At 53.1% G+C, this 20,991-nt stretch carries 20 protein-coding genes; 7 read left to right on the forward strand and 13 right to left on the reverse strand.

Annotation, left to right across the window (positions count from 1 at the left end; genetic code table 11):
• Positions 1-9: 9 nt before the first annotated feature.
• The 9 genes from dam to CHU32_RS20775 all read right to left on the reverse strand — a co-directional run bounded on the left by dam (position 10) and on the right by CHU32_RS20775 (position 7,586).
• Positions 10-855: an adenine-specific DNA-methyltransferase gene (dam, locus tag CHU32_RS20730; protein WP_103677223.1), complete on the reverse strand. Its 846-nt coding sequence runs from the start codon at positions 853-855 to the stop codon at positions 10-12.
• A gap of 73 nt (positions 856-928) precedes the next feature.
• Entirely contained in the window at positions 929-2,209 is a 1,281-nt protein-coding gene (gene damX, locus CHU32_RS20735; protein ID WP_103677224.1) for a cell division protein DamX, read from the reverse strand.
• Positions 2,210-2,307: 98 nt separating this feature from the next.
• A complete protein-coding gene (gene aroB / locus CHU32_RS20740; RefSeq protein WP_103677225.1) occupies positions 2,308-3,390 on the reverse strand; it encodes a 3-dehydroquinate synthase in 1,083 nt (360 codons plus the stop codon).
• A 55-nt stretch (positions 3,391-3,445) separates the two neighbouring features.
• Positions 3,446-3,967 carry a shikimate kinase AroK gene (aroK, locus tag CHU32_RS20745; RefSeq protein WP_103677226.1) on the reverse strand — a complete coding sequence of 174 codons (522 nt, stop codon included), beginning with the start codon at positions 3,965-3,967 and terminating at the stop codon, positions 3,446-3,448.
• Between the two features lie 293 nt (positions 3,968-4,260).
• The gene (gene hofQ, locus CHU32_RS20755) at positions 4,261-5,499 is read right to left on the reverse strand and encodes a DNA uptake porin HofQ (protein WP_103677227.1); all 1,239 of its coding nucleotides are present in this window, start codon (positions 5,497-5,499) and stop codon (positions 4,261-4,263) included.
• Positions 5,411-5,815 (reverse strand): HofP DNA utilization family protein, encoded by a 405-nt coding sequence (locus CHU32_RS20760; RefSeq protein ID WP_103677228.1) that lies wholly within the window; start codon positions 5,813-5,815, stop codon positions 5,411-5,413. The genes hofQ and CHU32_RS20760 overlap by 89 nt, the downstream gene beginning before the upstream one ends.
• Complete coding sequence (locus tag CHU32_RS20765; protein WP_103677229.1) at positions 5,805-6,269, reverse strand: HofO family protein; 465 nt, start codon at positions 6,267-6,269, stop codon at positions 5,805-5,807. Before CHU32_RS20765 ends, CHU32_RS20760 begins: the two co-directional genes overlap by 11 nt.
• The gene (locus CHU32_RS20770; protein ID WP_133159267.1) at positions 6,253-6,663 is read right to left on the reverse strand and encodes a PilN domain-containing protein; all 411 of its coding nucleotides are present in this window, start codon (positions 6,661-6,663) and stop codon (positions 6,253-6,255) included. The genes CHU32_RS20765 and CHU32_RS20770 overlap by 17 nt, the downstream gene beginning before the upstream one ends.
• 131 nt (positions 6,664-6,794) lie before the next feature.
• Positions 6,795-7,586 carry a type IV pilus biogenesis protein PilM gene (locus CHU32_RS20775; RefSeq protein WP_176691685.1) on the reverse strand — a complete coding sequence of 264 codons (792 nt, stop codon included), beginning with the start codon at positions 7,584-7,586 and terminating at the stop codon, positions 6,795-6,797.
• Positions 7,587-7,705: 119 nt separating this feature from the next.
• On the opposite strand from CHU32_RS20775, the gene mrcA reads away from it, so the two are divergent.
• Positions 7,706-10,258, forward strand: a complete 2,553-nt coding sequence (gene mrcA / locus CHU32_RS20780) for a peptidoglycan glycosyltransferase/peptidoglycan DD-transpeptidase MrcA (protein ID WP_103677232.1) — start codon at positions 7,706-7,708, stop codon at positions 10,256-10,258.
• A 259-nt stretch (positions 10,259-10,517) separates the two neighbouring features.
• Here the strand turns inward: mrcA and nudE are convergent, their stop codons facing one another.
• Positions 10,518-11,078: an ADP compounds hydrolase NudE gene (nudE, locus tag CHU32_RS20785; RefSeq protein WP_103677233.1), complete on the reverse strand. Its 561-nt coding sequence runs from the start codon at positions 11,076-11,078 to the stop codon at positions 10,518-10,520.
• Positions 11,079-11,379: 301 nt separating this feature from the next.
• Between nudE and CHU32_RS20790 the strand changes: the two genes are divergently transcribed.
• The 4 genes from CHU32_RS20790 to hslO are packed head-to-tail and all read left to right on the forward strand — an operon-like array spanning position 11,380 to position 15,550.
• On the forward strand, positions 11,380-13,509 hold the full coding sequence (locus tag CHU32_RS20790; protein ID WP_103677234.1) for an intracellular growth attenuator family protein: 2,130 nt from the start codon (positions 11,380-11,382) through the stop codon (positions 13,507-13,509).
• Positions 13,510-13,565: 56 nt separating this feature from the next.
• Positions 13,566-14,249, forward strand: a complete 684-nt coding sequence (gene yrfG, locus CHU32_RS20795; RefSeq protein ID WP_103677235.1) for a GMP/IMP nucleotidase — start codon at positions 13,566-13,568, stop codon at positions 14,247-14,249.
• A complete protein-coding gene (gene hslR / locus CHU32_RS20800; protein ID WP_103677236.1) occupies positions 14,246-14,647 on the forward strand; it encodes a ribosome-associated heat shock protein Hsp15 in 402 nt (133 codons plus the stop codon). Before yrfG ends, hslR begins: the two co-directional genes overlap by 4 nt.
• A gap of 24 nt (positions 14,648-14,671) precedes the next feature.
• Positions 14,672-15,550: an Hsp33 family molecular chaperone HslO gene (hslO, locus tag CHU32_RS20805; RefSeq protein WP_103677237.1), complete on the forward strand. Its 879-nt coding sequence runs from the start codon at positions 14,672-14,674 to the stop codon at positions 15,548-15,550.
• 188 nt (positions 15,551-15,738) lie between these two features.
• Here the strand turns inward: hslO and CHU32_RS20810 are convergent, their stop codons facing one another.
• Positions 15,739-17,475 carry a DUF4153 domain-containing protein gene (locus tag CHU32_RS20810; RefSeq protein ID WP_103677238.1) on the reverse strand — a complete coding sequence of 579 codons (1,737 nt, stop codon included), beginning with the start codon at positions 17,473-17,475 and terminating at the stop codon, positions 15,739-15,741.
• Between the two features lie 368 nt (positions 17,476-17,843).
• On the opposite strand from CHU32_RS20810, the gene pckA reads away from it, so the two are divergent.
• Positions 17,844-19,463, forward strand: coding sequence for a phosphoenolpyruvate carboxykinase (ATP) (pckA, locus tag CHU32_RS20815; RefSeq protein WP_103677239.1), 1,620 nt, complete (start codon positions 17,844-17,846; stop codon positions 19,461-19,463).
• Between the two features lie 67 nt (positions 19,464-19,530).
• Positions 19,531-19,923 carry a hypothetical protein gene (locus CHU32_RS20820; protein ID WP_103677240.1) on the forward strand — a complete coding sequence of 131 codons (393 nt, stop codon included), beginning with the start codon at positions 19,531-19,533 and terminating at the stop codon, positions 19,921-19,923.
• 134 nt (positions 19,924-20,057) lie between these two features.
• On the opposite strand, the gene CHU32_RS20825 is transcribed toward CHU32_RS20820, so the two are convergent.
• Complete coding sequence (locus tag CHU32_RS20825; protein WP_103677241.1) at positions 20,058-20,513, reverse strand: hypothetical protein; 456 nt, start codon at positions 20,511-20,513, stop codon at positions 20,058-20,060.
• Positions 20,514-20,603: 90 nt separating this feature from the next.
• Positions 20,604-20,915, reverse strand: coding sequence for a CPCC family cysteine-rich protein (locus CHU32_RS20830; RefSeq protein WP_218113780.1), 312 nt, complete (start codon positions 20,913-20,915; stop codon positions 20,604-20,606).
• Between the last annotated feature and the right edge of the window lie 76 nt (positions 20,916-20,991).

Here is a 20,991-nt window from a genome sequence, read left to right on the forward strand (position 1 = left end):
CCTTGAAATTTATTTGAGGTCAGGCAAAACGATCTCTGGATGATACAGCGCCAGCAGTTCGTTTACCTTCTTACGTGTTCCACCGTTACTGCTAATGCTGCGGCGAACTTTAATCACCGTAGTTTTTGCCGCCAGCTTATACCATTCGCGCGTGAGTGCCGTTTCATGATTCGAAATCAGCACCGGGATCTGATGATTTACCAGCCCTTCAGCTAACTGCGCCAGATGCGCCTGCTGCTCCAGACTAAAACTGTTGGTATGGTAAGCAGTAAAATTCGCCGTGGTGGAAAGCGGTGCATAAGGTGGATCGCAATAGACCACCGAATCGCTTATCCCATGGGCACGCGCCATGCTCTCTGCATAGGTTTCGCAGAAAAAGAAAGCGTTCTGCGCCTTCTCGGCAAAATGGTACAGCTCTGCTTCCGGGAAATAGGGTTTTTTATAACGGCCAAAAGGAACGTTAAATTCACCACGAAGGTTATAGCGACATAGCCCGTTATACCCATGGCGATTCAGATATAAAAACAGCACCGCTCGCCGGAAGGGGTCCTGGCTCTGGTTAAATTCGTCCCGTAACTGATAATACCGTTCTGCGGCATTGGTGTCAGGCGTGAACATCTCGCGCGCCGCCACCACATACGCTTCCGTTTGCGACTTAACAATGTTGTACAGGCTTATCAGGTCGCTGTTGATATCCGCCAGGATATAACGAGAAAAGTCGGTGTTTAAAAACACCGACCCTGCACCCACGAAGGGTTCAATGAGGCATTCACCCTGCGGTAAATGCTTTTTGATATCGTCGAGCAGGGAGTACTTCCCCCCTGCCCATTTCAGAAAAGCGCGATTCTTTTTCATGCTGGCTGATTACATTTTCTCCGGCTGTGGAGAACGCTCCGACAGCATACTGCGCTTTGTCTATGCCCCACCATTACTTCAGATCGGCCTGAACCTGATGCAGCGGTTTTGCCCACGGGTTTTTCGCTTGCACATCAGCAGGCAGTTCGGTAACAGCGCGTTTGGCATCGTCTTTCGATGCATAAACGCCGCTGACCAGCACATACCATGGCTGCCCATTACGGGTCGTCTGATACACCACGTAGTTCTTCAGATTTTCTTTCTTCGCCCAACCATTCAGGTTGTCATAGCTCGAAGAGCTGCTGAGCTGCAATGTGTAATGGCTGGATGGCGCAGATTTGAGTGAGCCTACATTACCCGCCGATTTAGCTCCCGCTGTCGCTGCTGGAGCCGTAGTAGCGGCTGGTGTAGACGCCGTGGCGGCTGGTGCTGTTGCGGCAGGCGCAGTCGTGGTCGGTACCGTAGTCGTGGCCGTCGCTTTCGGAGCCGGGGCTGTTGCCGTCGGTGCTTTCACTGGCGCAGTGGTCGTTTCAGTGCGCTTCGGCTGAGCAACCGGTTTAGGCTCGGTAACCGTCTGTTTCGCGGTTTGCTGCGGTTTCGTTTGAGGTTTCGGCTCGATTACCGCCTGTTTACGCTCCGGACGCGTGGTCGCGTTATGTCGTTCAGTTGACTCACCAGACGTCGCCTGGCGAGGAGCATTACCATTACGTACCGCGGCAACGGTAGCAGGCTCTGTTGGCAGCGTTGAATTCACTGCGGTATCGACCTGTCCCTGCTGCTGTGTCAATGCGTTATTCAGATCGCCCTGCACTTCAACACGCTGCTGATTTTCAGGCGTAGACGGGGCTTGCCCTTCAGTCGGCGTTGAAGAAATAGGAGGGAGTGAAACGTCCTGCGATGCGGTGTTTGCCGTCTGACCAGATGCAGGCGGAGCCGTGTTTTCCTGATCGCCGGAAAGGGAGATATTTTTCTCGGCCGTTGAAGACGGTTCACTCTTCGACGGAGATTTGAGCGCAGAACCAATGCCCGCAATCAGCAACAGCAGTACTACGATGCCGACACCCATCATAATGTACTGACGGGAAGCGGGTTTACGGACGGGCGCTTTTTTACGTTTGCGCGGGCGACGCTCTACCGGTTCTTCATCAGCGAAAGCCTCGTCATCGGCCTCATAATCATCTTCTTCACGCGCTCGACGCGTTGCACGCGTGGAGCGAGGTTCATCGGCATCCAGCTCCACCTCATCAAAATTGATCTGCGGATCGCTGTCGCGATCGGAAGCCTGCCGGGAACGACCAGTACGACGATCGCTGGGATCGGGTTTCAGCTCGTCTTCTGGTTTGAATTCATCCATTTAACACCCCACTAAAAGGCTTATGCCCACTACGATTGCATATCGCCCAACGTTAAAACGCCACGTAAAACGTGGCAGACACTTCTTATTTATTACACTTACTGACAATCAGCAATGGCACGCAGCACAATATCGTGCGATACACCGCCGCGAACCTCACTTTTACCCATTGCGAGCGGCAACACCAGACGCATTTCACCGGCCAGCACTTTTTTGTCGCGCAGCATATGCGGCAAATACGCCTCGGCAGACATTTCTCGCGGCCCGTGGACCGGCAGGCCTGCACGCTCCAGTAAAGTGATAATACGCTGCGTATCCTGCGCTGCAAACTGTCCGAGATGTTCTGCGGTTTTTGCCGCCATCACCATCCCGGCAGCAACCGCCTCACCGTGCAGCCAGTTACCGTAACCCATCTCGGCTTCGATAGCATGACCAAATGTGTGTCCAAGATTGAGCAGCGCACGCAATCCCGTTTCCCGCTCATCGGCAGCCACAACATCGGCTTTGATTTCGCAGCAGCGGCGAATGCAGTACGCCATCGCTTTTTCATCAAGCGCCAGCAGGGCATCAATATTATTTTCCAGCCAGACGAAGAAATCGCCATCAAGAATGATGCCGTATTTAATTACTTCAGCCAGACCGGAAGAAAGTTCACGCTTCGGCAAGGTTTGCAGACAGTTGAGATCGACCACCACAGAGGCTGGCTGCCAGAACGCGCCAATCATGTTTTTGCCGAGCGGATGATTAACGGCCGTTTTGCCGCCAACCGAGGAATCCACCTGCGATAACAAGGTGGTAGGGACCTGAATGAAGCGCACGCCACGCTGATAGCTGGCGGCAGCAAAACCGGTAAGATCGCCTACAACACCGCCGCCAAGGGCAACCAGCGTCGTATCGCGACCATGCGGTTTTTGCAGTAGTGCCGTGAAGACTGTATCCATAACCGTCAGGCTTTTGTACTGCTCGCCATCAGGAAGGATCACCTTATCGACTTTCACACCCGCCTGTTGCAGGACAGAACTTACCTTGTCCAGCCAGAGCGGAGCCAGCGTTTCGTTGGTGACCAGCATGACTTGATCGCCCGATTTAAGCGGCAAGAAGGAAGCTGGATCGTTAAACAAACCAGCCGCGATGGTAATCGGGTAACTACGTTCCCCGAGAGTAACTGTAAGCCTCTCCATAACGCGACGTCTACCTTAGTTGCTTATACTCGCTGGCCTGTGTAGTAAGCCAGAATTAGTTGCTTTCCAGCATATGAATAATCTGGTTTGCGACCACTTTCGCGCTCTGGTCGTCAGTGCGAATGGTGACGTCAGCAATCTCTTCGTACAGCGGATTACGTTCATTCGCCAGGGCTTCCAGAACTTCACGCGGCGGCGTTTCGACCTGTAACAGGGGACGTTTTTTGTCACGCTGCGTACGGGCCAGCTGCTTTTCGATCGTGGTTTCCAGATACACCACAACACCGCGAGCGGAGAGACGGTTACGCGTTTCACGCGATTTTACAGAGCCGCCGCCAGTTGCCAGCACAATGCCCTGTTTTTCCGTCAATTCGTTGATAACTTTTTCTTCACGATCGCGGAAACCTTCTTCACCTTCAACATCGAAGACCCAACCTACATCAGCACCAGTGCGTTTCTCGATCTCCTGGTCTGAGTCGTAAAATTCCATATTAAGCTGTTGAGCTAACTGACGCCCAATAGTGCTTTTGCCGGCACCCATAGGCCCAACCAGAAAGATATTGCGTTTCTCTGCCATTTTTTCGGTACTACTAAGACTATTCGTTAATGATAAACCTGCTTTGCAGACTTCCAGCGGTGCAGGAAATGAACTGAAACCTCTTATGCGATAGAGCGAGAGTCAGACTAAAAATTATCTCAATACTCTGAGGGGTTTGGCAACTGAATAAATTACCTTGTTCAGGTAATCCTCTTGCCGACGCACACCGCGAGACTGACTCTCAAATCGGTACTCCTTGTATGCTAAATCCTCTCTCACGTCAAACGCCTGACGCGGATTTAACACAAAAGCGTCATTGTAAAAATGGGCGTTCAGGCTCCCGGGACCAGACGTGGAGTGATAAATACTACCAGTTCCCGACGTTCATTGTCTTTGCCATCATGACGAAAAAGTTGCCCAACCCAGGGAATGTCGCCAAGCAGCGGAATGCTATCCCGGGCCGATTTATTTTTTTGTGAGAAGATACCGCCCAGCGCCAGCGTTTCGCCGCTTTTTACCTCTACCTGGGTTTCAATTTCCTGTTTATCAATGGTCAGCACTTCGCCATCGGCCTGCTGGAGTACCTGTCCCGGCATATCCTGACTGATTCGCAACTTAAGGCGAATTCTTCCCTGCTGCATGATCGTTGGCGTGACCTCCATACCCAGCACGGCCTCTTTAAATTCAACCGAGGTTGCACCGCTTTCTCCACTGGAGACCTGATAGGGAATTTCACTCCCCTGCTTAATACTGGCCGGCTGAAGATGAGAAGCGAGAAGGCGTGGGCTGGCGATAATATCCAGTTGCTGCTTTTGTTCCAGTGCGGACAGCTCCAGTTCCAGCAAACGACCGTTAATACGCCCGATGTTAAACCCAACACGCGTAGTCGCTGAGCCGACCGATAAATCGCTACTCAGCGTGGTGATTTTACCTGCTCCGGGCGTTTGCGTAGCCTCTGCCAGACTCCATTTTACGCCCAGTTCACGCAGGCTTTTTTCATTGATAGTTACAATATGCGCGGCCAGTTCAACCTGACCTACCGGCAGATCCATGTCGGCCACCCAGCGTGAAAGCGCCTGCAGATTGGCTTTATCATCGCGCAGTAAGAGCCGGTTCATACGTTTATCGACGGTCATGGTACCTCGTGGGCTAAGCAGTTTTGCCCCTGCTTTTGCCAGCTCTTCCGCATCGGCGTACTGCAGCGTAATACTTTGTCCGACGAGGGGAAGATTTTGCTGTTGTCTGATAACCTCCGCTTCCTGCTTTGCCAGCCTTGCTGTTTGCCAGGCTTGCGAATGCACATGCATCACTGTTCCTTCCTGGCGTAGCACCAGCCCGGCGCTATTAAGTACGGTTTGCAGTGCCTGTTTCCAGGGAACATTTACCAAACGTAAAGACAATGTACCGGTGACGTCGGGAGCAATGACCAGATTTTGCTGTTCGAGATCGGCCAGCGTTTGCAGCACCTGCGCGACGGGGACATCATCCACCACCAACGAGACCGGCTGCAGTTTTTGCGCCCATGCTAATGGCATTAACATTAGTAACAGAATGCTTATCCCTGTCTTCATGCGGTTCTCCTTCCCGTGACCAGGACCAGCGGGCGGGCTCACATCCCAACCCGGTTTCAATTTCTACTGCCTGCGTACTCAGTTGCACGACCCGCCAGCCGGTGGGCAACTGGCTATTCATCTCCACCCGTCGCCATTTACCCTGCGCATCTCGTAATAAACCCACCTGCCGGGAAGCACGCGCGATCGTGCCCTGATAACGCCACTGACTTAACTGCGCTATGTGACAATGGTCTTCCGGGGGCTGAAAAGGATCGCGCATACCGATTGCCATCGGCAGCATAATGAGGAGCAAAGCTCCGCGTTTAACGCCCATCGTTTGGTTCCAGTTGCAGCGTAAAATGCAGTCTCCCGGCGACCGGCTCCAGCGTGAATGCCGTTACAGTCATATCCTGCTGTGCCAGCAGGGCAAAGATATCTGGAACCGGTTGCCAACTGCTATCCAGTACCAGGGTTCCCCCCTTTATTGCAGGCTGCCAGCTTACAAATCGGGCGTCGTCTACCTGAAAGTCGAGCGGTGAAAAAGCCCTTGATGGTACCTGCTGCTCGATCAGCGCATCTGGTGGAGTTAATAACCGCAGTGCACGCTTGCGTGTAATAAGACGTTGCTGCAAAAGCGTCATTTGTGCCTCCCCGGCCTGCTTTTGCTGAGAGAGTGGTCGAAGAACAACCCACCACGCCAGTCCTCCCAATATGAGCGTAAACAGCAACCAGCATACGCCGCGCGCGGCTGCGGGTAGCGCATAGAAGCGCTCAGGGTTGAGCATCATTACCCGTCTCCTGAACAAGCTGATAGGAAAATTGCCAGTACCCTTGCTCATCACGTCCGGTTTTACCAGGCGTGCCTGTTTGAAAGCCGGATAAACCTTGTAGCGCACTGTCCACGGCTTTTAGCGCCGCAAATGTATTGGCGCGGCCCATAACCGTCATCACCTGTTGCTGAACGCTTAGCTGCGTAAACCAGGCTTGTTCCGGTAAATCTGCTGCCATATCAGATAACACCTGTTGCCAGCGTTGCGTCAGCTCGCGTTGTTTTTGACGTGCACGTCGTTGCGCCTGCGCTAATTGCTGCGCCTTCCACTGCACCAGGCGTTGGTCCAGGGCATTGGCCAGTGCGGTATCGGCCTGGTAGCGGAGATTCTGCGTGGCATTGGTTGTGCTCACGCCAACGCGCAGGCAAAAAAACACGAAGGTTATACACAGCACCGAGCTTACGTAACACAGGCCCCAGAGGCGCAGACATTGCCGGCGACGACGCCTCCGCCAGGGTAAAAAATTGACCGCCGCGACCATGGCTATTGCTCCCCCAGCGCCAGGCCCAGGGCAATGGTAAATCGATCGCCACAGGCAGGTAGCGGCGGGTGCTGCAGGCTCACTGTGCTCCAGGGGTCCAGTTGGGGTGTCGTCAGGGTTTGCGACGTACACTGCACCACCTGGTGGGTTTCACAAGCCAGATGTCGGGCAAGCTGCACAGGAGAAGGTACTTCGCACACATTGCAGCATCCCCACGCATCCCGTGTCGCCCATAGCCACCGCTCGTCATGCTGCCAGGCCAGGCACTGCTCTCCGGCTTTAAGCCACGGCAGAAAGTGTTGTAGTACGCAGGCGTCGGGCGTAATTGCCGTCAGGCGTAAACGCAGCATGGCCGCCAGCCGGGAGAGACTGGCGATATCATGCTGGCGAGCAGCGGTGACGCAGTAGAGGTTGTCCTGTTCGTGCTCAAGATAGTCAAAACAGAGCACTTCAGGCTCCATATCCAGAGATTGTGCCATAGAGTGGGTGATCCACTCAGCCTGTTCGCTTTCACGCAGCACCAACGCCGGACGAGAAAGCCTTTTTTGTAACGTTCTGTCGGCGGGGAGAGAGATGCGCACGCAGTGCTGTATTGGCAGTTCACGACGCCAGTTGCGCAGTGCGTCAGCCAGCGCCTCTGGCTGTAAAATTTGCCCCTGTGAAACGATGCCGGAAACCAGCGGGATCTGCCACCAGCGGCGTAGCGACCAGCGTGAGCGAACATGTTCAAGCGCAACAATAACCACTTGATCCTGCTGGATATGTAAACCAGTTTGCCAAAGCCGAAATGCCATAAAAAACGATCTCCTTATCCTGTGCCAAATGACGGCTATATCAATGCATCTGGCTTGCCTTTATACTACCGCGCGGTTGTTTATAAACTGCCCAGACCAAACTAAATGGGAAATCTCCGGTGAAGTTCGTAAAGTATTTATTCATCCTTGCAGTTTTTTGCATTCTGCTGGGAGCAGGCTCGATTTATGGCCTTTATAAATTTGTTGAGCCGCAGCTGCCTGACGTTGCCACGCTCAAAGATGTGCGCCTGCAAATTCCAATGCAGATTTACAGCGCTGACGGTGAACTGATGGCGCAGTACGGCGAAAAACGTCGTATCCCGGTCACCCTCGCCCAGATGCCGCCGGAAATGGTGAAAGCCTTTATCGCCACGGAAGACAGCCGCTTTTATGAGCATCACGGCGTCGATCCAGTAGGGATCTTCCGTGCTGCCAGCATCGCGCTTTTTTCCGGTCACGCCTCGCAGGGGGCCAGTACCATTACTCAACAGCTGGCGCGAAACTTCTTCCTTAGTCCGGAACGCACCCTGATGCGTAAAATTAAGGAAGTATTTCTCGCGATCCGTATTGAGCAGTTAATGAGTAAAGATGAGATCCTCGAACTCTATCTGAACAAAATTTACCTCGGCTATCGGGCGTATGGCGTGGGTGCGGCGGCGCAGGTTTATTTTGGTAAAACCGTCGATGAGCTGACCCTGAGCGAGATGGCCACCATTGCCGGCCTGCCAAAAGCGCCTTCAACATTTAACCCGCTGTACTCGCTGGATCGCGCAACATCGCGTCGTAATGTGGTGTTATCGCGGATGTTAAGCGAAGGCTATATCACGCAGGATCAATACGAGCAGGCACGTAATGACGTTATTGACGCCAACTACCATGCACCTGAAATCGCGTTTTCAGCGCCTTACCTGACTGAACTGGTACGCCAGGAGATGTTTACCCGCTACGGCGAAAAAGCGTATGAAGATGGCTATCGCGTGTACACCACCATCAGCCGTAAAAATCAGCAGGCCGCGCAGGATGCGGTGCGCAATAACGTGCTGGATTACGATATGCGCCACGGCTATCGCGGCCCGGCAAATGTGCTGTGGAAGATAGGCGAAGCCGCGTGGGATAACAAAAAAATCACCGACTCGCTGAAAGCACTACCTTCCTACGGTCCGCTGGCTCCGGCAGTGATCACCTCCGCCTCGCCGCAGGAAGCGACCGCCATACTGGGCGACGGGACGACGGTTTCGTTGCGTCTGGAAGGGGTTCGCTGGGCGCGGCCATGGATTTCCGATACCCAGCAGGGACGTACGCCAGGGAAAGTTACCGACGTCGTACAAACCGGTCAGCAGGTATGGGTACGTAAGGTGAACGACAGCTGGTGGCTGGCACAGGTGCCGGACGTTAACTCGGCGCTGGTGTCTATCAATCCGCACGATGGCGCAATCCTCGCGCTGGTGGGCGGTTTTGATTTCAATCAGAGCAAATTTAACCGCGCCACGCAGGCGTTGCGTCAGGTCGGGTCGAATATTAAACCGTTCCTTTATACGGCTGCGATGGATAAAGGTCTGACGCTGGCCAGTATTCTGAACGATGTACCGATTTCCCGCTGGGATGCCGGTGCCGGTTCCGACTGGCGGCCGAAGAACTCCCCTGCCGAATATGCCGGGCCTATCCGCCTGCGCCAGGGGCTGGGGCAGTCGAAAAACGTGGTGATGGTGCGCGCCATGCGGGCGATGGGCGTGGATTACGCAGCGGAATATTTGCAGCGTTTCGGCTTCCCGGCACAGAACATTGTGCATACCGAATCGCTGGCACTGGGTTCCGCATCCTTTACGCCAATGCAGGTCGCCCGCGGCTATGCGGTGATGGCGAACGGCGGCTTCCTCGTCGATCCTTACTTTATTACTAAGATCGAAAATGACCAGGGTGGTGTGATTTTTACGGCTAACCCGAAAGTCGCCTGTGCGGAGTGTGATATTCCGGTGATTTACGGCGAGACACAGAAATCAAACGTGCTGGAAAACCAGGATGTTGAAAACGTTGCCACCTCGCAGGAGCAAAAAAATCTGGCGGTGCCGATGCCGCAACTGGAACAGGCGAATCAGGATCTGGTCGCCCGTACCGGCAGCCAGCAGTACGCGCCGCACGTGATCAACACGCCGCTGGCCTTTTTGATCAAAAGCGCGCTGAACTCTAATATCTTTGGCGAACCGGGCTGGATGGGGACGGGCTGGCGCGCGGGGCGCGATTTACAGCGCCATGATATAGGTGGCAAAACCGGTACGACGAACAGTTCTAAGGATGCGTGGTTCTCCGGTTATGGTCCTGGTGCGGTGACGTCCGTGTGGATTGGCTTTGACGATCATCGCCGCGATTTAGGACGCACTACCGCCTCCGGCGCAATTAAAGATCAGATTTCCGGTTATGAAGGCGGCGCGAAGAGCGCCCAGCCCGCCTGGGATGCCTTTATGAAGTCGATTCTGGACGGCGTGCCAGAAGACCCGCTGACCCCGCCACCAGGGGTTATCACGGTGAATATCGATCGTAGTACCGGGCAGCTCGCCAACGGCGGCAATAGCCGCGCGGAGTATTTCATTGAAGGCACCCAGCCTACGCAGCAGGCGGTGCATGAAGTGGGCACAACGATTATTGATAACGGCGAAACGCACGAGCTGTTTTGATATAGGATCGCCTGACCTGACATCAGCGCATGTCATGCCGGGCGGCGTCTTCGCCTTGCCCGGCCTACAAGAATTGCGCCGTCATGTTGCACTCGCTATTGTAGGCCCGGTAAGCGCAGCGCCACCGGGCAGGTCGCCTGACCCTGACATCAGCGCGTGTCATTCCGGTCTCCGCCTTGCCCGGCCTACAAGAATTGCGCCGTTATGTTGCACTCGCTATTGTAGGCCCGGTAAGCGCAGCGCCACCGGGCAGGCGGGGCTACAATCGCCCTTGCCCCTTCAGCCATTCACGGACCAGAAACAGCGCGCTGACATTGCGCGCTTCATTAAAGTCCGGCTCTTCCAGCAAATCCATTAAATGCGCCAGCGGCCAGCGGACCTGCGGTAGCGGCTCAGGCTCGTCACCTTCCAGCGACTCCGGATAGAGATCTTCCGCCACCAGGATGTTCATTTTGCTGGAAAAATAGGAGGGAGCCATGCTGAGTTTTTTCAGGAAAGTCAGATTATTCGCACCGAAACCGACCTCTTCTTTCAGTTCCCGGTTGCCCGCTTCAAAAATAGTTTCACCCGGATCGATAAGCCCCTTTGAGAAACCCAGCTCGTAGGATTCGGTGCCGACTGCATATTCACGGATCAGAATCACATGGTCGTCCACGATAGGCACGATCATGACCGCCTCTCGCGTTGAAGGACGCATCCTTTCATAAACGCGGCGCACACCGTTACTGAATTCCAGATCGACACTTTCGACGTTAAAAAGGCGTGAACTGGCGACGGTTTCAACGTGCAGGATGGTCGGTTTTTGTAATGGTTTACTCATGGGGCCAGATCTTTGCTGTGGTAACAGGCATTATTGTGCGACATACCGCACGGTTTCGGCAATCCATATTGCTGGTTCTTTACATTTTCGTAACGTCAATATGCCTTTCCTTTTTGCCCACAAAAGTCAAGAGGTTGAATTGCAATTGAGAATAAACTGATACACGCCCTGAAACCAGTTTGTTACCATCGCGCGTTGCGGAATAGCAGGCTAATTCTTACGCACTACGTTGGGTGCCGGGCTGCCACGCATTTACGTAACTCATCCATACGACCTGTAAGAAAAGTAAGATAGGAAAAGCATGGGCACCTTTTTAATTTTTTTTGCTGCTGTGCTGGCCTGCGTGCTGCTTGCAGGATGGTTTTTCAGACATAAATTTCATCGCCATCATCTGCCCTGGTTGCATACATTTGCCAGTGCCACAACGCGTAAGCTGACGGCTGAAGAACAGAGTGCCGTAGAAAATTATCTGGATAGCCTCAGCCGCATCCAGCAGTTGCCCGTATCCGGTGCCAGCGCACCGCCGGTGTCGCTGAGCCTTAATGCGCAAAGTTATACCGTTATGGCCCTGACGCGCTCAATTACCCGTTATGGCATTACGACGGATGACCCTAATAAATGGCGCTATTTTCTTGATTCTGTTGAAGTTCATCTCCCCCCTTTCTGGGAACAGTACATTAATGATGAGAATAACGTAGAGCTGATCTATACCAGTTCATTGCCGCTGGTTATTGCGCTCAATGGCCATACTATTGGCGAGTATGTTCAGGAGGCGCACAGCTATGCCCTGGAGCGGCCAGCATCAACGGAAACTTCGATACGTGGTGAAGAAAGCGAGCAGATTGAACTGCTTAATATTCGTCAGCAAACGCGTGAAGAATATATCCTGAGCCGCCCGGACGGTCTGCGCGAGGCATTACTGATCGTCGCCTCTTTTTTATTTATGTTCTTCTGCCTGATTGCCCCGGATGTGTTTTTACCCTGGCTGATGGGTGGAGCTATTCTGCTGCTGGCCGCCGGGTTATGGGGGCTTTTCGCGCCACCGATGAAGAGTATGCGCCGTGAAATCCACTGCCTTCGCGGCACACCTAAGCGCTGGGGACTTTTTGGCGAAAACAACCTAGAACAGGTCAATAACATCTCGCTGGGCATTATCGACCTTATCTATCCGCGCCACTGGCAGCCATGGGTTACTCAGGATTTAGGTCAGCAAACTAATATTGATATCTATCTCGACCGTCACGTCGTCCGGCAGGGACGTTTTTTGTCGCTGCATGATGAGGTCAAGAATTTCCCGCTTCAACACTGGCTGCGTAGCACGGTGATCGCAGCAGGTGCCCTGTTAGTTGTGATTATGTTGTATGCCAGTGTGCCGCTGGAGATGCCGTTTAAATTTACCCTTTCCTGGCTTAAGGGCGCGCAAACCATAGAAGCCACCAGCGTTAAACAACTGGAGGAAAAAGGCGTCCGCACCGGTGATACGCTGCGTATTCAGGGCAGCGGTATGTGCAATATTCATCCGGGTGGAAATTGGGGGGGCCGCTCCAGTTCACCATTTATGCCCTTTGACTGCTCTCAAATCGTCTGGAACGATGCGCCACCGCTTCCGCTGCCGGAATCCGACACGGTTAACAACGCGACGGCATTAATGCAGGCGATTAATCAACAATTGCACCCGGGCCCTGATGAAGTTACCCGTGTGAGCCCGGCGCTACGCTCGGCGATTCAAAAGTCAGGGATGGTACTGCTGGATGATTTCGCAGATATTGTGCTTAAGACGCAACAACTCTGCGCGGCGGCTGATGAATGCATCAGGCTAAAAAACGCGCTGGTTAACCTCGGCAATACCAAAGACTGGGACACGCTGACTAAACGTGCCAGTGCCGGGAGGCTTGACGGCGTTAACGTTCTGCTGCGCCCGGTCAGCGCAGAATCGCTGGAAAACATGGTCACGACCACGGCGGCACCGTTTGTGACACGCGAAACCTCGCGCGCGGCGCAGGCGCTCAATAGCCCGGCCCCCGGCGGTTTTCTGATCTCCAGTGACGAAGGCAGCGATCTGGTGAATCAACCCTATCCTCCGGTGACGTTATATGACTACCCGGCGCATGAGCAATGGGGAGAGTTTCAGCGCCTGGCTGAAATGCTGATGCATACGCCATTTACCGCAGAGGGTATTGTGACCAGGCTGTTTACCGATGCGAACGGCACTCAGCATATCAGCCTGCACCGCATGCCCGATCGGGCGGGTCTGTGGCGCTATCTGGCAACGACGCTACTGATGCTGGCGATGATCGTCTGCGTCATTTACAACGGCGTACAGGCCATTCGGCGCTATCAACGCAATCGCACTCGCCTGGCCAGAATTCACAGCTATTATGACAGTTGCCTGAATCCGGTCTTAATTCCCTCACCGGATAAGCATGCCTGATTCTGAACGGCGACAGTTGTGATACGCTGTCGCCTTTCTTGTGCCTGGAGAGTGATATGCAACCCGATATTCGCTGGCAGGACGTCGATACCGTCCTGCTGGACATGGACGGCACTCTGCTCGACCTCGCCTTCGACAACTATTTCTGGCAGCACCTGGTTCCTGAAACCTATGGCGCGGCCCGTGGCGTGAGTCCGCAGGAGGCGCAGGCGCTTATTCGTCAGGAATACAGCGCAGTGCAGCATACGCTAAACTGGTATTGTCTGGATTACTGGAGTGAACGCCTGGGGCTGGATATCTGCGCAATGACCACCGCGCAGGGGCCACGCGCGCTGTTACGCGAGGACACCATCCCTTTTCTTGATGCACTAAAGGCGTGTGGGAAACAGCGCATTCTGCTGACCAATGCCCATCCGCATAACCTGGCAGTCAAGCTGGAACATACGGGTCTGGGTGCGCACCTTGATTTATTACTTTCCACCCACACATTTGGTTATCCGAAAGAGGATCAGCGGCTCTGGCAGGCGGTCACCCAAAAGACCGGTTTGAACCCTGAGAAAACGCTATTTATTGATGACAGCGAACCGATTCTGGATGCCGCAGCGCACTTTGGCATTCGCTATTGCCTTGGCGTCACGAATCCGGACTCCGGATTAGCGGAGAAGTGCTATCAGCGCCATCCATCGCTCAATGACTACCGACGTTTGATCCCCTCACTTAATGTGAAGGAGTTGCCATGAAAGAAAAGCCCTCTGAGACCGTCAGACTGGATAAATGGCTGTGGGCAGCCCGGTTTTATAAAACGCGTGCGCTGGCGCGCGACATGATTGAAGGTGGCAAAGTGCACTACAACGGCCAGCGCAGCAAACCGAGTAAAATCGTGGAGCTTAACGCCACTCTCACGCTGCGTCAGGGCAACGATGAGCGAACGGTCATTGTGAAAGCCATTACTGAACAGCGCCGCCCCGCAACGGAAGCTACGACGCTGTATGAAGAGACGGCAGAAAGCGTGGAAAAGCGTGAGAAGATTGCGCTGGCGCGTAAAATGAATGCCCTGACCATGCCGCATCCTGACAGGCGACCGGATAAAAAAGAACGTCGCGACCTGATGAGATTTAAACACGGCGAAAACGAATAACGTTTGCCCGCAAGAGAGACCACTATGACTCAACACGATCAACTTCACCGTTACCTGTTTGAAAATTACGCCGTGCGCGGCGAGCTGGTAACCGTGTCGGAAAGCCTGCAAGAGATCCTTGCCAACCATAGCTATCCGCTGCCGGTGAAGACTATCCTCGCCGAGCTACTGGTCGCCACCAGCCTGCTGACGGCAACGCTGAAATTTGACGGTGATATTACCGTTCAGCTTCAGGGCGATGGCCCGATGAATCTGGCGGTGATTAACGGGAATAATCGCCTGCAGTTGCGCGGCGTGGCGCGTACTCAGGCAGAGATCCCGGAAAATGCCGACCTGAAGACACTGATTGGCAACGGCTATCTGGTTATCACCATTACGCCGGAAGAGGGCGAGCGCTATCAGGGCGTGGTAGGGCTTGAAGGCGATACGCTGGCAGCCTGCCTGGAAGATTATTTTATGCGTTCTGAACAGTTGCCAACGCGCCTGTTTATCCGTACCGGTGAAGCAGACGGTAAACCGGCGGCAGGCGGGATGCTGTTGCAGGTGCTTCCGGCGCAGGAAACCCAGATCGATGATTTTGAACATCTGGCGACCCTGACCGACACCATTAAGGCCGACGAGCTGTTCACGCTACCGGCGAACGATGTACTGTGGCGGCTTTATCATGAAGAAGAAGTCACGCTGTATGAGCCGCAGAAAGTCGAGTTTAAATGCACCTGCTCCCGTGAGCGTTGCGCCGCCGCGCTGAAAACGCTGCCGGACGAGGAACTCGACAGCATTCTGGCGGAAGACGGTGAAATCGACATGAGCTGCGATTATTGCGGTAGCCATTATGTCTTTGATGCCATGGATATTGCTGGCATCCGTAATAATGCGTCGCCAGGCGATCCGCAGGTACATTGATTTCCGCGGCAGGATTAACCCGCCCTGCCCGGTGGCGCTGCGCTTACCGGGCCTACGATTTCAATACAACTGATTGATATAAAATAAATTGCAGGCCGGGTAAGGCAAAGCTGCCACCCGGCAACGCGTCTCCCGGGCGCAGCACCGTGCCATGTCTGCCCGACAGGAATCTTCCTGCCCCTTATTCCTTATTCCTCCGAATAATAATTCATTTTTACGCGCTCACCGTTAATGCTGAGATCCTGCCACACCTTCGGCGTTAACTTCACCTGTCCCTGCTCAAGGGCCTGTACCAAAGCCGCCTTATCCAGCGACGCGGGTAAATCCCAGGCATTGCCGTTGGTTGCCCAGCCTGCCTTATCCTGCCGAAATGCCGTAATCTGCCTTTCATCAAGGTTGTAATACAGCCATTCCATAACGCCATCCTGATTCAAATCCTGCGCCATCAACCAGCAGTTTTTTTGTGCGGCCAGACATCCGGATACGCTTTCTCGCCGGCTTATCAATTGCTCCCATAACGCCTTATCCGGAACCCTATCGCGCGTAATTAGCAGGATATTCTGTTGCAGGAACGGGACGTTGACGACAACCTCATTCTGGCGGCTGATATTTAACATATTTTTCAAAATGCGGTTGCGAGCACCATCGTTGATAAACGCCCGATCGTTTTGTAACGCCAGCAATGCCCTATGCCCACGTCGTCCGGCACCATCCAGCATGCTCAGACTGAGATTATCGGCACTTGTTTGGCCACTGTAGTAGCGCGCCATCTGGCTATTAACGCTGATGCGGTAGCGATCAAGTACTGGTGAATGTAACAAAACCAGCAAGGTCAGCATCAGCAACGCTACCCCCTGATTCACCGCCCCTTGTACAGAGAGCGGTTGATGCCGGAGGATGCTAAAGGCATAACCGCAGGCCCATACCAGCGCAACGCCGGTGATGAGTACGGCATAAAGTCGTTCCGGCGTCCAGCCATACTGAGCAATACGCACCCACATCGCCCAGCCAGCCAGGAGGGCGAGCAGCGGTAAAACGAACAGCGATACGCGGACCAGATAGCGTAGCGCCAGCGGATAAGGTAACTGATTTTTCTCCGGTGACCAGACCACGGCCACTAATATCAGCAGCATCAGGACAAGGCTATTTAACAGACCTGCCGCTGAGATACGCGTAGAAATCGTGCCAATACCGACAAAGGGCAGCGTGAGGATAAACAGCAGGACCACCAGCGCGACCAGAGGCAGTAAACCACGCGCGATCAACGCCAGCAAATTTTGTACCGCCAGGATCAGGCGTGACTCGCTGCGGGCGAGAATGAGCACCAGGGCGCATACCAGCCCGGTTGAGAGATAAAAAAACCACTTCGTTTCAAAAAAGAGCCAGTGGAAAAAATTCAGGTTCAGCAGCTTGAAGAGTTCTGACCACAGGGTGAGCACCAGCCACAATAGCCCCGTTGCCAGAAAGATCAGCAGTAGTGAGAGGCTGTTTTGCCATAAACGTTGATAAAAAAATGCGTATCCCGCGCGAAATGCTCCGGTTTGTAAACGGGCCTGAAACCAGGGCAGCATCAGCATAGTCATGAGTACCAGCAGGAAACTATAAAGCAACAGCGCTTCCTGAAACTGCCAGCTTTCAGCGTGTTTAAAATTCCAGCTTACCCACCAGCCCATTGCGCACACCACCGCCAGTACAATGCTTAGCCCGGCCCATAGCGCAGGCTGGCTAAAGCGTGTGACGGTAAATAACAACGTTCCCGACAGTGCGATAGATCCCATTACGCCATACAGCATGTAACCGTTAACGGCGGGCAGCTCATGTGCCTCAATCACGCGCAGCAAAACATAACACAGCAGCCCCTGAAGCAGACCTGCGGCAATCATACCCCACCGGGTGGTCGATGAAAGTGGTGCAATCCTGTCCATAGCGATATCCGAATTTGCTGAGAAAAAATGATGTCTCACCTGTAGATCAAAAAGATGAGTGGTTGTAGATAAAAGCACGGCCACATCAACAACGTGTTAATGAAATGCTTACGTAATTAACTTACATGAATGCGATTACACTCACAAACTACTAGATTTTTTCTCTGCCATTTAACGTTTTAAAAACATATACGGTAAGGAAAGCACATTTACTGCCATAATCATCACCGTTTTATATCCCGGGTGGCAGCGTTTTACGTCAAGAAGGGTTTTGTCCGGATACGTAAATCTATGAGCCCCGTCGCGGTTAATCGACCCAGAACAACCCTACAATTCGAGGCAGTACATATTGGCTAAGGAGCAGTGACATGCGCGTTAAAGAATTAACCCCGCAAGATCTCAAGGCTTATGGTATCAACGACGTTCAGGATATCGTTTACAACCCCGACTATGACACGCTGTATCAGGAGGAATTAAACCCTCACCTGGAAGGTTATGAGCGCGGAGTGGTGACGAATTCTGGTGCTATCGCCGTCGACACCGGTATTTTCACCGGCCGTTCGCCGAAAGATAAGTATATTGTTCGTGATGACACTACCTGCGATACCGTGTGGTGGTCCGATAAAGGTAAAGGCAAGAACGACAACAAACCGCTCACGCCGGAAACCTGGCAACATTTGAAGGGACTCGTCACCCGGCAACTCTCGGGTAAACGGCTTTTCATCGTCGATGCTTTCTGTGGTGCTAACGCAGACACCCGCCTGTCAGTACGGTTTATCACTGAAGTGGCATGGCAGGCGCATTTCGTGAAAAATATGTTTATTCGCCCCACCGATGCAGAGCTGGCGGATTTTACGCCGGACTTTATCGTCATGAACGGTGCGAAATGCACTAACCCGCAGTGGAAAGAGCAGGGCCTCAACTCTGAAAACTTCGTCGCCTTCAACCTGACGGAGCGCATCCAGCTTATTGGCGGGACGTGGTACGGCGGCGAAATGAAGAAAGGGATGTTCTCGATGATGAACTACCTGCTACCGCTGAAGGGGATCGCGTCCATGCACTGCTCGGCTAACGTCGGCGCAGAGGGTGATGTCGCCGTCTTCTTCGGTCTCTCCGGCACGGGTAAAACCACGCTCTCTACCGATCCGAAGCGCCGTCTGATTGGCGATGACGAGCATGGCTGGGACGACGACGGCGTGTTTAACTTCGAAGGCGGCTGCTACGCCAAAACGATCAAGCTGTCTGAAGAAGCGGAACCGGATATTTATCACGCGATCCGCCGCGACGCTCTGCTGGAAAACGTCACCGTACGTGACGATGGCTCAATCGATTTTGATGACGGTTCGAAAACCGAGAACACCCGCGTTTCCTACCCGATTTACCATATCGACAATATCGTTAAGCCGGTATCCAAAGCCGGGCATGCCACGAAGGTCATCTTCCTGACCGCCGACGCGTTTGGCGTGCTGCCGCCGGTATCCCGTCTCACCGCTAACCAGACGCAGTATCATTTCCTGTCTGGCTTTACTGCCAAACTGGCCGGGACCGAGCGTGGTATCACCGAACCGACGCCCACCTTCTCTGCCTGCTTTGGCGCGGCGTTCCTGTCGCTGCATCCGACTCAGTATTCTGAAGTGCTGGTGAAACGTATGCAGGCTGCGGGTGCCCAGGCTTATCTGGTGAATACCGGCTGGAACGGCACGGGCAAACGTATTTCCATTAAAAATACGCGTGCCATTATCGACGCCATTCTTAATGGTTCCCTCGACGATGCCGAAACCTTCACCCTGCCGATATTCGATCTCGCAGTGCCAACCAGCCTGCCGGGAGTGGATACGCACATTCTCGATCCGCGTAACACCTACGCATCACCAGAACAGTGGCAGGAAAAAGCCAACGCGCTGGCGAAACTGTTTATCAGTAATTTCGAGAAGTACACCGATACGCCAGCAGGCGCGGCGCTGGTGAGCGCAGGGCCGAAGCTGTAATTAAAGGACGTTGTAAGTGCCCCCTTCCTTTGGGAAGGGGGTTTGTTTTAGGGAGAAAGGAATTTTCATGAGTTACGATTTAATGGTCTTTGAACGACATGCGGCTCCGCAGGATGCAACTGCGTTTATGGAATGGTACGAAAAGCAAACTGAGTGGGATGAGCCTCATGATTATGATAATCCGGATGTCACCACCCCGGCTTTGCAAAATTTTTACAGGGCAATGATACAGGTATTCCCCAATATGAATGGCCCGGATGCGCCTGATGATGACCAACTGGATAAGCTCGAAGAACAGGGGCTGGATGCTTATCTCACTGACTATTCGATTGGGAAAGATATTATTTATATGGCATTCAGTTGGTCTGTCGCGGATGAAGCGTGGGACAAAGTCCGCGAACTGGCGCGCCTGCATCAGGTTGGATTTTGCAACGTCAGTGGCAATATGGAAATTGAGTGAGATTAATTTCCGGCCAGTCTGTAGGCCGAATAAGCGAAGCGGAATCTGACATTAAGATTTGCCAGATATATCCCTGTGGGATTACGGCTACACCTCATCCAAACTACAATGCTGTCAGTCAGAATTTTCGCGTATTATTCAATTTTAAGACGTAGTTGCGTAATACGTTTTAGGCGATATTGCATTTCGTTACGGATACCTTCATCTGGATGACGGGCGTACTCTTTAATCAAAGCCAGCGCTTCAGGGGTATCAATCCTCCATAGCAGATGACTGAACCATTTAGCGATAGCATCAGAGTCTGAACAGGTATAATCAAGGTAATCAAAACCTTGCTCGAATACCTGGCGGATATAGGGAAGCGTGGCAGGATCGGCTATTGTCTGTAACTCGAAAGCCACCTGCTGATGACAATGATGGCCAGGCATCACTAACAGTTGATGAAAAAGATCGAGCCTGGTATCTGGCTTACCAGTAGTCAACTCACGCCCAGCGGCCAGCAAGCGCTCAATGGCACTATCAAGCATATCGCTGTCTTGCCGGGTAATGGCTTCTGATATGGCAGCCCTGATAGGTAGTAAATAATCCATAATTATCCCATGATAGATGTTTCATACCAGCCATTGTAGACCGGGCAATCAAGCATAATCCCGCGATGAAGTGTACTAACCCTGACTGCACTAAAAATTCACGCCCTCATCCACGCCACTGAGTTCATCTTCTTCAGGCGGCCTGACATGCTGCAACATGTCATCTACACAAGCGCCAAATTTTTTAAAATTTGCCCGGCCCTTTTGCAACGTCATGCCGTGATTACAGACGCTTGGATCAAGAGTGTTTCTGACAAAAGCATCATTTTCCCAAAAGCAAACCCGGCATATAAAGCCATGGTTGGTGTTTGCCGATACGGGAAAAGTATAATATCCGCAGCATGGACAAGGATATTTGGCAGGTGTAGTCCGGGAATCATCTGCGCCAGTTAAAGACATCATAAAAATCCTTTTCGTGTGGTTTTGCCAGGCAGTATTGTCTGATTAGCGCGGAACACCTGACCGGTGACGCTTCGCT

Origin of the sequence: Superficieibacter electus, assembly GCF_002915575.1 — a bacterium.
GTDB lineage: Bacteria > Pseudomonadota > Gammaproteobacteria > Enterobacterales > Enterobacteriaceae > Superficieibacter > Superficieibacter electus.

Bases quoted from the DNA above. Each gene is read 5' to 3' on its own strand.
- dam (WP_103677223.1), bottom strand. From the start codon at position 855: ATGAAAAAGAATCGCGCTTTTCTGAAATGGGCAGGGGGGAAGTACTCC.
- damX (WP_103677224.1), bottom strand. From the start codon at position 2,209: ATGGATGAATTCAAACCAGAAGACGAGCTGAAACCCGATCCCAGCGAT.
- aroB (WP_103677225.1), bottom strand. From the start codon at position 3,390: ATGGAGAGGCTTACAGTTACTCTCGGGGAACGTAGTTACCCGATTACC.
- aroK (WP_103677226.1), bottom strand. From the start codon at position 3,967: ATGGCAGAGAAACGCAATATCTTTCTGGTTGGGCCTATGGGTGCCGGC.
- hofQ (WP_103677227.1), bottom strand. From the start codon at position 5,499: ATGAAGACAGGGATAAGCATTCTGTTACTAATGTTAATGCCATTAGCA.
- CHU32_RS20760 (WP_103677228.1), bottom strand. From the start codon at position 5,815: ATGGGCGTTAAACGCGGAGCTTTGCTCCTCATTATGCTGCCGATGGCA.
- CHU32_RS20765 (WP_103677229.1), bottom strand. From the start codon at position 6,269: ATGATGCTCAACCCTGAGCGCTTCTATGCGCTACCCGCAGCCGCGCGC.
- CHU32_RS20775 (WP_176691685.1), bottom strand. From the start codon at position 7,586: ATGGCATTTCGGCTTTGGCAAACTGGTTTACATATCCAGCAGGATCAA.
- nudE (WP_103677233.1), bottom strand. From the start codon at position 11,078: ATGAGTAAACCATTACAAAAACCGACCATCCTGCACGTTGAAACCGTC.
- CHU32_RS20790 (WP_103677234.1), top strand. From the start codon at position 11,380: ATGGGCACCTTTTTAATTTTTTTTGCTGCTGTGCTGGCCTGCGTGCTG.
- yrfG (WP_103677235.1), top strand. From the start codon at position 13,566: ATGCAACCCGATATTCGCTGGCAGGACGTCGATACCGTCCTGCTGGAC.
- hslR (WP_103677236.1), top strand. From the start codon at position 14,246: ATGAAAGAAAAGCCCTCTGAGACCGTCAGACTGGATAAATGGCTGTGG.
- hslO (WP_103677237.1), top strand. From the start codon at position 14,672: ATGACTCAACACGATCAACTTCACCGTTACCTGTTTGAAAATTACGCC.
- CHU32_RS20810 (WP_103677238.1), bottom strand. From the start codon at position 17,475: ATGGACAGGATTGCACCACTTTCATCGACCACCCGGTGGGGTATGATT.
- pckA (WP_103677239.1), top strand. From the start codon at position 17,844: ATGCGCGTTAAAGAATTAACCCCGCAAGATCTCAAGGCTTATGGTATC.
- CHU32_RS20820 (WP_103677240.1), top strand. From the start codon at position 19,531: ATGAGTTACGATTTAATGGTCTTTGAACGACATGCGGCTCCGCAGGAT.
- CHU32_RS20825 (WP_103677241.1), bottom strand. From the start codon at position 20,513: ATGGATTATTTACTACCTATCAGGGCTGCCATATCAGAAGCCATTACC.
- CHU32_RS20830 (WP_218113780.1), bottom strand. From the start codon at position 20,915: ATGATGTCTTTAACTGGCGCAGATGATTCCCGGACTACACCTGCCAAA.